The following is a 10,726-nucleotide window of genomic DNA, read 5'->3' on the forward strand; positions in this document are numbered from 1 at the left end:
CGGCCCCCGTGTACGTCCGCCGGCTCGAACTTGTCGACTTCCGCTCGTACGAGCGGGTCGGTGTCGACCTCGAACCGGGGCCGAACATCCTCATCGGCGCCAACGGCGTCGGCAAGACCAACCTGGTCGAGGCGCTCGGCTACGTGGCGACCCTGGACTCGCACCGGGTCGCCACCGACGCCCCGCTGGTGCGGATGGGTGCCACCGCAGCGGTGATCCGTTGCGCGGTCGTACACGAGGGCCGGGAACTGCTCGTCGAGTTGGAGATCGTGCCCGGCAAGGCCAACCGGGCCCGACTCGGCCGATCCCCGGCCCGCCGCGCCCGCGACGTGCTCGGCGCACTGCGGCTGGTGCTCTTCGCCCCGGAGGACCTCGAACTCGTCCGGGGCGACCCCGCCGAACGCCGCCGCTACCTCGACGACCTGCTGGTGCTGCGCCAGCCCCGCTACGCGGGCGTACGGGCCGACTACGACCGGGTGATCAAACAGCGCAACGCGCTGCTGCGTACCGCGTACCTGGCCCGCAAGACCGGAGGCACCCGCGGCGGTGACCTGTCGACGCTGGCCGTCTGGGACACCCACCTCGCCCGGCACGGCGCCGAACTGCTCGCCGGCCGGCTGGAACTGGTCGCCGCGCTCACCCCGCACGTGGCCAGGGCGTACGACGCGGTGGCCGCCGGGCGCGGCGCGGCCACGATCGCCTACCGGCCCTCGGTCGAACTGACCGAGCCGACCACCGACCGGGAAACCCTCGCCAAGGTGCTCGCCACCGCCCTGGAGGAGCAGCGCTCCGCCGAGATCGAACGCGGCACCACCCTGGTCGGCCCACACCGCGACGACCTCACCCTCAACCTCGGCCCACTACCCGCCAAGGGGTACGCCAGCCACGGCGAATCCTGGTCGTACGCGCTCGCCCTCCGGCTCGCCGGCTACGACCTGCTCCGCAACGACGGCATCGAACCCGTCCTCGTCCTCGACGACGTCTTCGCCGAGTTGGACGCCGGCCGCCGTGACCGACTCGCCGAACTGGTCGGCGGGGCGAGCCAACTCCTGGTGACCTGCGCGGTCGCCGACGATGTACCCGACGCCCTCCGCGGTGCCCGGTACGAGGTGTCGGAGGGAACGGTGCGACGTGCCGGATGAGTCGACGAACCCCCGCAACGACGGCGACCGGGCCGCAGCCCGGCGTCCGGCGTCCGGCAACCCGGCCGACGCGAAGACCCCCGACGTACCGGACGGGGTCACCGGGCCGGAACTGGCCCGCGCGGTGCTCGACGCCGCCAAGGCCAGACGGGCCGCGACGGCACGACCCCGCCGCGCGACCGACGGGACCGGCGGTGAGCGGCGTCTCCGCGGCTACTCCGGCCCCGGACCCGACCCCCGCGACCCGCAACCACTCGGCGCGGTGCTCAACCGGCTGGTCAAGGCGCGCGGCTGGCAACAGCCCGCCGCCGAGGCGACCGTCTTCGGTGCCTGGGAGAAGGTCGTCGGGCCGGAGGTGGCCCAGCACAGCCGCCCGGTCAAACTGGAGAACGGCGAACTGACCATGGAAGCCCGATCCACCGCGTGGGCGACCCAGCTGCGCCTACTCGCCGGCTCACTGCTGCAACAGATCGGCCGTGAGATCGGCCACAACGTCGTCCGCAGACTGCACATCCACGGCCCGGCCGCACCGTCCTGGTCCCGGGGGCCCCGCCGGGTACGCGGTCGAGGCCCCCGGGACACCTACGGCTGACCCGGCCCGCCGAACTACGACTGGGCCGCCCGCCGCGGTGCCGCCGACTCGGCGTACACCGCGAAGCCCCGGTCGGCGCAGCGCCGGTAGAAGGCCGCCACCACACTCAGCTCCGCACAGGTGAAGGTCCACTGCGGCGCGGCCCCGCTGTCGTCACGCAACGCCTCCAGCCGGCTGTCCAGCCAGCGCAGCTGCTGCTCGGCCAGGCGACCGTCGGACAACAGCGAACGAAGCACCACACCGACCGACTCGAAACCGACAGCCTCACCGTGCGGCCGGTGCGCGGCGACGAACCGCTCGATGCCGCTGGCGATCCAGGCGCACCCGTCCGGGTCGATGACCGGGTCCTCGTCCTCCGCCGCCGCCTCGGTGGCGTAGAGCACCCCGTCCAGACCGAGAATCAGATCCACCACCTCGGTGTACGCGGTGGCCCGCACGGTGCCGGTCTTCGCGATCAGCTCCGCGAGCGCAGCGGTCGGGGCCGAGATCCCCGGCACATCGACGATTTCGCCGAAGTCGACGAACTCGGCCGGTGCGACCGGGTCGTAGAAGCGGCCGGTCCGCGGCCACTGGACCGCGACGTTGTCCAGCCCCATCTGGTGTCCACCTCTCCACAAGCACAGGTCGAGTCGATCGGGTCGATCGTCCGGTTCCGACCGGAAAAGATCAAGGCCGACCGTTGACCCGTGTGCCGGAAAACGCCCGCCGTGGACGGTACCGGCTCACTCTCGGCGACCGTCGGACCCCCGGCCTGGATCGCCGTCACGCGGCAGATCGGCTGATCATGCCTTGGCGTGTAGGGGGAGTCGCAGACGGCGCGGTTCGGCCCGCTACGTGAATCTGAGCCGCCGCGAAGGGGTGCCGAGTGGTGGTTCTATCGCCCGCGCACAGTAAGATTGGTGTGAGACGAAGACCCGGTGCGGAGCGACGCTTCGTGGGCCCGGTGCGGGCCCCCGAACATTGTCCGACTCGGGTCGAGCCGATCGCGATCCGCGGGCAACCGCGGCGACCGGCGCGTTCGGCCCGTACCCCGGAATTGTGCCAGGTACCGGTCCGCGTGCCGACGTCGCGCCCTGTCCGCCGAACCCGCGCTCGACGTGCCTGACGGCACGCTCGGGTGCGAGAAAGTGGCCGAGGGTGGCAGCGCAGGAAAATCAGCAGTACGGGGCCGAGTCGATCACCGTCCTCGAAGGGCTGGAGGCGGTCCGCAAGCGGCCCGGTATGTACATCGGCTCCACCGGCGAGCGCGGTCTGCACCATCTGGTGTGGGAGGTCGTCGACAACGCGGTGGACGAAGCCCTGGCCGGACACTGCGACACCATCGACGTGGTGCTGCTCGCCGACGGCGGAGTCCGGGTCACCGACAACGGCCGTGGCTTCCCCGTCGACCTGCACCCCAAGCTGAAGAAGCCGGGTGTCGAGGTCGCGTTGACCGTGCTGCACGCGGGCGGCAAGTTCGACGGCAAGGCGTACGCCGTCTCCGGCGGCCTGCACGGCGTCGGCGTCTCCGTGGTGAACGCGCTCTCCACCAGGATGGCCGTCGAGATCCACAAGGACGGCTTCGTCTGGCGGCAGCAGTACGACCACTCCAAGCCGAGCGCGCTGGAGAAGGGTGAGCCGACCGACCGCACCGGATCGGCGGTCTCCTTCTGGCCCGACCCGGACGTCTTCGAGACCACCGAATTCGACTTCCAGACCATCTACCGGCGCCTGCAGGAGATGGCCTTCCTCACCCGCGGCCTCACCATCCACCTGCTCGACGAGCGGGTCGCCGAGGGCGAGGACGGCAAGGTTCGCGAGGTCACCTTCAAGTACGACGGCGGCATCGCCGACTTCGTCCGGCACCTCAACGCCTCCAAGAGCCCGATGCACAAGACGGTGATCGAGTTCGGTGCCGAGGAAGAGGGCATGTCGCTCGAGATCGCGATGCAGTGGAACGAGTCGTACGGCGAATCGGTCTACACCTTCGCCAACAACATCAACACCCACGAGGGCGGCACCCACGAGGAGGGCTTCCGGGCCGCGCTGACAAGCGTCGTCAACCGGTACGGCGCCGACAAGAAGCTGCTCAAGGGCGACGAGAAGCTCTCCGGTGAAGACATCCGCGAAGGTCTCGCGGCGATCATCTCGGTCAAGCTGACAAACCCGCAGTTCGAGGGTCAGACCAAGACCAAGCTCGGCAACACCCCGGTCAAGAGCTTTGTCCAGCGGGTCTGCAACGACCGGCTGGTCGACTGGCTGGACCGCAACCCGGCCGAGGCGAAGATCATCATCACCAAGGCGTCCCAGGCCGCCCGCGCCCGCATCGCCGCCCAGCAGGCCCGCAAGCTGGCCCGCCGCAAGTCGCTGCTGGAATCCGGCTCGATGCCCGGCAAGCTGGCCGACTGCCAGTCCACCGACCCGCGCGAATCCGAGGTCTTCATCGTCGAGGGCGACTCGGCCGGCGGCTCGGCCAAGCAGGGCCGCGACCCGCGTACCCAGGCGATCCTGCCGATCCGCGGCAAGATCCTCAACGTGGAGAAGGCCCGCATCGACCGGGTGCTGAAGAACAACGAGGTCCAGGCGCTGATCACCGCGCTGGGCACCGGCATCCACGACGACTTCGACATGGAGAAGCTGCGCTACCACAAGGTGGTGCTGATGGCCGACGCCGACGTCGACGGTCAGCACATCCAGACGCTGCTGCTCACCCTGCTGTTCCGGTTCATGCGCCCACTCGTCGAGTTGGGTCACGTCTACCTCGCCGCCCCGCCGCTCTACAAGATCAAGTGGAACAAGAAGGGCGACGACGCCCAGTACGCGTACTCCGACCGGGAACGCGACGGGCTGATCGCGCTGCGCCAGCAGAAGAAGCCGAACGCCAAGCCGGACGACATCCAGCGGTTCAAGGGCCTCGGCGAGATGAACTACCCGGAGTTGTGGGAGACCACGATGAACCCGGCCACCCGTACCCTGCGCCAGGTCACTCTGGACGACGCCGCCACCGCCGACGAGTTGTTCAGCGTGCTGATGGGTGAGGATGTCGAGGCTCGTCGCTCGTTCATCCAGCGCAACGCCAAGGACGTCCGCTTCCTGGACATCTGACGGGCCCGACGGCCGGTGCGGAGCTGATCCGAGCCGGCCGCCGGTCCACAGAGTTATCCACAGCTTGGCCGCTATCCACAGCTGTTATCCACAGCACAAAAACGACTCTGAGTCTGATAAGGGTAAACAGTGACCGATTCCCCCGAGTCCACACCCAACGAGCCCGAGGTCCCCGAGGCGCTGGCCGCCGTCGTCTCGCACGACCGGATCGAGCCGGTCGGGCTCGAGGTGGAAATGCAGCGTTCCTACCTCGACTACGCGATGAGCGTGATCGTCGGGCGGGCGCTGCCGGACGTCCGGGACGGGCTCAAGCCGGTCCACCGCAAGATCCTCTACGCCATGTTCGACTCGGGCTACCGGCCCGACCGTGGCTACGTGAAGTGCTCCCGCGTCGTCGGTGACGTGATGGGTCAGTTCCACCCGCACGGCGACTCGGCCATCTACGACGCCCTGGTCCGGATGGCCCAGCCGTGGTCACTGCGCTACCCGCTGGTCGACGGCAACGGCAACTTCGGTTCGCCCGGAAACGACCCGGCTGCCGCCATGAGGTACTGCGTTACGGCAGATACCCGCATTCGTACCGCTGTAGGAAGCGTGCGGGTCGGGGACGTGGTGCCGGGCGCAGCGGTGAGCAGCGAGACCGACATCGACCTCAAGGTCCGCGACCGCAACGGCGAGCTGGTCCGGGCGTCGAAGTTCTTCCACTCCGGCGAGCACCCGACGCTGCGGCTGCGCACCCGCGAGGGGTACGAGCTGACCGGTACCCACAACCACCCGGTGCTCTGCCTGGTGGACGTGGCCGGCGTGCCGACCCTGCTCTGGAAGCTGCTCGCCGAGATCTCCCCGGGCGACCGGGTGGTCCTCCAGCGCAGCGTGCCCGACGAGATCGGCTACCCGATGCTCGAACACGTCGAGGCCGCAGTCCTCGCGGGTGCCTTCGTCAGCGAGGGGTGGGTCTCCGAGACCCGAGCCGGCTTCAACAACGTCGACCGCGAGTTCTTCGTTCGCGTCCTGGCGGCCTACGACCTCGCCGTCGGTGGCCCCCGATACGTCGCCGAGCGGGTCATCGCGTCCGGGAGTGTCCTGCACGAAATCGACATCCAGGATCTGTCCGCGCTGCGGGCCAGCATCCTCGGTGAGTTGGTCGGGGCGCGTAGCGCGGGCAAGTTCGTGCCGGAGTTCGTCTGGCAGGGACCGGCCGCGATCAAGCGGGCCTTCCTCCAGGCCCTCTTCGAGGGAGACGGCTCGTCCTCGCTGCTGCCGCGCAACACCATGCAGATCTCGTACTCCACCCGCAGCGAGCGGCTCGCCCGCGAGGTGCAGCAGTTGCTGCTGGAGTTCGGTGTCGTCAGCCGCCAGTGCCGGTACGACAACGGCGAGATCAAGGTCGTGGTGACCCACCGACGCGACGCGCGGATCTTCGCCGCCCAGGTCGGCTTCCTCGGTCGCAAGCAGGCCAAGCTGGAATCGGAGCTGGCCTCGGTGCCGGCCAGCAGCACGGCGCTCTCCAGCGACCACGTACCGCTGGTCGGTGACTTCATCCGCGAGCACGGCGCGAGCCGCTGGACCGAGCGGGACTGGCTGCGCCGGCACAACGTGGACCGGATCGAGCGCTGGGAGCGGGACCGCGACGAGATCGCTGCCCGGATCACCAACGCCGAGGTGCTCGACGTGGTCGAGCCGTTGGTCGACGGGCGCTTCTACTACGCCGAGGTCGCCGAGGTCGCCGACGCAGGCGTGCAACCGGTCTACAGCATCCGGGTGGACACCGACGACCACTCGTTCGTCTCCGACGGGTTCGTCAGCCACAACACAGAGTGCAAGCTCGACCCGCTGGCGATGGAGATGCTGCGGGACATCGACGAGGACACCGTCGACCTGCAGGACAACTACGACGGCCGGGCCAAGGAGCCCACCATCCTGCCGTCGCGGATCCCGAACCTGCTGATCAACGGCTCCGAGGGCATCGCGGTCGGTATGGCCACCAAGATCCCGCCGCACAACCTGCGGGAGATCGGCGCGGCGGTGCAGTGGTGCCTGGAGAACCCGGAGGCGGACGAGGCCACCACGCTCGAAGCGCTGCTGGAGATCGTCAAGGGCCCGGACTTCCCCACCCACGGTCTGATCGTCGGCCAGTCGGGCATCCAGGACGCGTACCGGACCGGTCGTGGTTCGATCCGGATGCGCGCGGTGGTCGAGGTCGAGGAGGACAAGCGCGGGCGCCCGGCTCTGGTGGTCAGCGAGCTGCCGTACCAGGTGAACCCGGACAACCTGGCCGAGCGGATCGCCGAGCTGATCAAGGAGGGCAAGCTCGCCGGCATCGCCGACATCCGGGACGAGTCCTCCGGGCGTACGGGTATGCGGATCGTGCTCGTGCTCAAGCGCGACGCGGTCGCGAAGGTGGTGCTGAACAACCTCTACAAGCACACCCAGCTTCAGGAGACCTTTGGCGCGAACATGCTGGCGCTTGTCGACGGCGTGCCGCGCACGCTGAACCTGGCGCAGTTCCTCCGCTACTACGTCGAGCACCAGATCGAGGTGATCCGGCGGCGGACGGCGTTCCGGCTGCGTAAGGCGGAGGAGCGGGCGCACATCCTGCGCGGTCTGTCCAAGGCGTTGGACGCCCTGGACGAGGTGATCGCGCTGATCCGGCGTTCGCCGACGGTGGAGGACGCGCGGCAGGGTCTGATCCGGCTGCTGGAGATCGACGAGATCCAGGCGACCGCGATCCTGGACATGCAGCTGCGCCGGCTGGCGGCGTTGGAGCGGCAGCGGATCCTCGACGACCTGGCCAAGCTGGAGCTGGAGATCGCCGACCTGAAGGACATCCTGGCCAAGCCGGAGCGGCAGCGGCGGATCGTCTCGGAGGAGTTGGGCGAGATCGTCGCGAAGTGGGGCGACGAGCGGCGTACGAAGATCATTCCGTTCGACGGCGAGGTCTCGATGGAGGACCTCATCGCCCGGGAGGACGTGGTGGTCACGATCACCCGGACCGGGTACGCCAAGCGGACGAAGGTCGACCTGTACCGCTCACAGCGGCGTGGCGGCAAGGGTGTGAGCGGTGCGACGCTGCGGCAGGACGACATCGTCAGCCACTTCTTCGTCTGCTCGACGCACGACTGGATCCTGTTCTTCACCAACAAGGGGCGCGTCTACCGGGCCAAGGCGTACGAGCTTCCTGAGGCCAGTAGGGTGGCCAAGGGTCAGCACGTGGCGAATCTGCTCGCCTTCCAACCGGACGAGCAGATCGCGCAGATCATCGAGATTCCGAACTACCAGGTAGCTCCCTATCTGGTACTGGCGACGAAGAACGGCCTGGTGAAGAAGACGCGGCTTGAGGAGTTCGACTCCAACCGGTCCGGCGGCATCATCGCGATCAACCTGCGCGATGAGGACGAGCTGGTCGGTGCTGCGCTGGCCGGTCCCACCGATGATCTGCTGTTGGTGTCGAAGAACGCTCAGGCGATCCGGTTCAATGCGACCGACGAGGCGTTGCGGCCGATGGGTCGGGCCACCTCGGGCGTGATCGGCATGCGGTTCAGCGATGAGGACGAGTTGCTGGCCATGGAGGTCGTCCGGGAGGGCCTGGACGTTCTGGTGGCCACGAACGGTGGATACGCGAAACGTACCCCGATCGAGGAATACCCGGTGCAGGGCCGGGGAGGTAAGGGTGTGCTGACTGCGAAGATCACCGAGCGGCGCGGTGGTCTGGTCGGCGCTGTGGTGATCGACCCGGACGACGAGCTGTTCGCCATCACCAGCAACGGTGGCGTCATCCGGACTCCGGTGAAGCCTGTACGCCGTACGCGTGACCGGAACACAATGGGGGTCAAGCTGATGGACCTTCCGGATGGCGTGACTATCGTGGCGATTGCTCGCAATGCCGACGAGCCTGACGAACAGGACTAGTTGAATGACGGAGACACAGGCGAAGTCGGGGAACACGGGACCCTCGGCCAAACCGGTCGACGAGGAAGCCGCGCAGAACGGCACGCCAACGACCGGCCGCGCGGCCGTAGGCCGGGCCACGGTCCCCGCCGACGCGCCTGCCCCGAAGTTCACCCGCGCTCCCGGTATGGCTCCACCGCCTGAAAAGCCCGGCGAAGACCAGGCTGCGGAGGCTGCGGAGGAGAAGGCCGGCGGCGAGACCGCTGGTTCGGCCGCCGCTGCCGGCAAGCCGTCGGTCACCCAGCCGATCGCCACCCGGGCGGGCCAGTCCGGGTCGGGCACCACGGGTGTGCTGCCGACAGTCGGTACGGGCACGACCGGCACCCAGCCGCGGGTGACCGGGTCGGCTCCGAAGCCGGATGGGGCCCGGCCGCTGAACACCGGCCGTCCGGCCAACGGCGGCGGGCTTCCCCCGGGGGTCGGCACAGCCGCCGTGGGCGCGGCGCGCGTCGGCGAGGCGGTACGCGCTGCGCGTACCTCGGTGAGCTCGGCCGCGTCGCGCGGACCGCGCCGGGCCCGGTTGAACCTCAAGCGGATCGACCCGTGGTCCGTGATGAAGTTCGCGTTCGCCGTGTCCGTGGTGCTGTTCATCGTGATCGTGGTCGCGACATCCGTGCTGTACCTGGCGTTGGACGCGATGGGCGTCTTCACCAGCGTGAACGACAGCCTGAGCGACCTGGTCAACGCCGGTGGTGGTCAGGGCACCAGCGGCTTCCAGATCACCGCGACGGGCGTGATCTTCACCTCGATGCTGATCGGTGCGGTGAACGTCGTGCTGTTCACCGCCCTCGCCACCCTCGGTGCGTTCGTCTACAACGTCTGCGCCGACCTGGTGGGTGGCATCGAGCTGACTCTCGCCGAGCGCGACTGACAGCCCGTACCCGTTTCGTGCGCCGGGCCGACCATGCAGGTCGGCCCGGCTGCTTTTGCCCCGTGGGTGGCGGACGGCGCCGGCGGTCGCAGGTATCTGGGTGGGCTCGCCGTCTGCTCTCCGGTAGGTTCAGGGGCGACGGCGTTGAGCAGGGGTACAGGCCGACCCCCGATTTGGGGCGGCGTGGGCGGATGGGTTAACCTTGCTCGTCGCTACGCGGGGCTATAGCTCAGTCGGTTAGAGCGCAGAGCTGATAACTCTGAGGTCGCTGGTTCGATTCCAGCTAGCCCCACCGCACATGGTCCGACGGCCACGTCGAGCGCGAGGGGTAGCCCCGATGTTCAAGAAGCTGTTGATCCTGGTCGGTGTCGTCGGCGTGGCCGCTGTGGTGGCCAAGAAGATGAAGGAAGCCAACGACGAGCGCGCGCTCTGGCACGAGGCGACCACCTCGCCGGATCTGCGCTGATCGCGTAGCTCCGACCACCCGGCGGCACCGTCCGCCACGGGGCCCTAGCTCAACTGGCAGAGCACTGCCTTTGCAAGGCAGGGGTTAGGGGTTCGAGTCCCCTGGGCTCCACCAGTACCATCCGCTACCTGCGGTTCCTCTCTTGAGTTGATCGACTAGTACAACGTCAGTACAGATCAGCTGTGATCTTGTTTGGTGAGGGCCGACAAGCGCCGACACTCCGACCATGGAAGGGATCACCCGAGCAGCCCTCCGTGATCTTCTTCTAACCCCCAGGCCGCCTCCGATCCCGGCGAATGAGCAGCACGAACACAGCAGCGCTGACCAATGACATTGCCGCCAGGACAAGTCCGCTTGATCGCTTGTCCGCCGGACCGGCGAGGATGGCTACAGCGAGCACACCGGTGATGATCGAAATGACTGCTGACATTCCCCGGTTAACCAGACGATGATGTCGACGGTCGGTCTCAATCATTGCCGCGCGCTCAGCTTCGCTTCGATCGGCCACCCCGAAGCGTGACGGGTAACCCATCAAGAAGAGAACCCCAAGCCCTGAGACGATGACGATGGCCACAAGGATCGACTTCAGCGCGGCGATGAATTCCATCGTTGACCAACGTACT

Annotated in this window: 8 protein-coding genes and 2 tRNA genes; 8 read left to right on the forward strand and 2 right to left on the reverse strand. The window is 68.2% G+C overall.

All coding sequences use genetic code 11. From position 1 onward, the window contains the following. The first annotated feature begins 8 nt into the window (after nucleotides 1–8). Nucleotides 9–1,142: a DNA replication/repair protein RecF gene (gene recF, locus Vgi01_RS27215; RefSeq protein WP_102658738.1), complete on the forward strand. Its 1,134-nt coding sequence runs from the start codon at nucleotides 9–11 to the stop codon at nucleotides 1,140–1,142. Then, entirely contained in the window at nucleotides 1,132–1,734 is a 603-nt protein-coding gene (locus Vgi01_RS27220; protein ID WP_204292973.1) for a DciA family protein, read from the forward strand. The genes recF and Vgi01_RS27220 overlap by 11 nt, the downstream gene beginning before the upstream one ends. Before the next feature lie 14 nt (nucleotides 1,735–1,748). Here Vgi01_RS27220 and Vgi01_RS27225 read toward each other — a convergent pair whose 3' ends face one another. Next, nucleotides 1,749–2,330, reverse strand: coding sequence for a hypothetical protein (locus tag Vgi01_RS27225; protein WP_102658736.1), 582 nt, complete (start codon nucleotides 2,328–2,330; stop codon nucleotides 1,749–1,751). 541 nt (nucleotides 2,331–2,871) lie between these two features. On the opposite strand from Vgi01_RS27225, the gene gyrB reads away from it, so the two are divergent. The 6 genes from gyrB to Vgi01_RS27250 all read left to right on the forward strand — a co-directional run bounded on the left by gyrB (nucleotide 2,872) and on the right by Vgi01_RS27250 (nucleotide 10,217). After that, nucleotides 2,872–4,818 carry a DNA topoisomerase (ATP-hydrolyzing) subunit B gene (gene gyrB / locus Vgi01_RS27230; RefSeq protein ID WP_102658735.1) on the forward strand — a complete coding sequence of 649 codons (1,947 nt, stop codon included), beginning with the start codon at nucleotides 2,872–2,874 and terminating at the stop codon, nucleotides 4,816–4,818. Between the two features lie 129 nt (nucleotides 4,819–4,947). After that, entirely contained in the window at nucleotides 4,948–8,727 is a 3,780-nt protein-coding gene (gyrA, locus tag Vgi01_RS27235) for an intein-containing DNA gyrase subunit A (RefSeq protein ID WP_204292974.1), read from the forward strand. A 4-nt stretch (nucleotides 8,728–8,731) separates the two neighbouring features. Continuing rightward, on the forward strand, nucleotides 8,732–9,637 hold the full coding sequence (locus Vgi01_RS27240) for a DUF3566 domain-containing protein (RefSeq protein WP_102658733.1): 906 nt from the start codon (nucleotides 8,732–8,734) through the stop codon (nucleotides 9,635–9,637). Between the two features lie 218 nt (nucleotides 9,638–9,855). Continuing rightward, nucleotides 9,856–9,929: transfer RNA gene (locus Vgi01_RS27245), tRNA-Ile, on the forward strand. Nucleotides 9,930–9,974: 45 nt separating this feature from the next. Next, complete coding sequence (locus Vgi01_RS30930) at nucleotides 9,975–10,103, forward strand: DLW-39 family protein (RefSeq protein ID WP_013730703.1); 129 nt, start codon at nucleotides 9,975–9,977, stop codon at nucleotides 10,101–10,103. 38 nt (nucleotides 10,104–10,141) lie between these two features. After that, nucleotides 10,142–10,217 (forward strand) — tRNA-Ala (locus Vgi01_RS27250). Nucleotides 10,218–10,368: 151 nt separating this feature from the next. On the opposite strand, the gene Vgi01_RS27255 is transcribed toward Vgi01_RS27250, so the two are convergent. Beyond that, on the reverse strand, nucleotides 10,369–10,726 hold a 358-nt coding region (locus Vgi01_RS27255), incomplete at its 5' end, for a hypothetical protein (protein ID WP_204292975.1).

It is taken from the genome of Micromonospora gifhornensis (assembly GCF_016863515.1).
Lineage (GTDB): Bacteria > Actinomycetota > Actinomycetes > Mycobacteriales > Micromonosporaceae > Micromonospora > Micromonospora gifhornensis.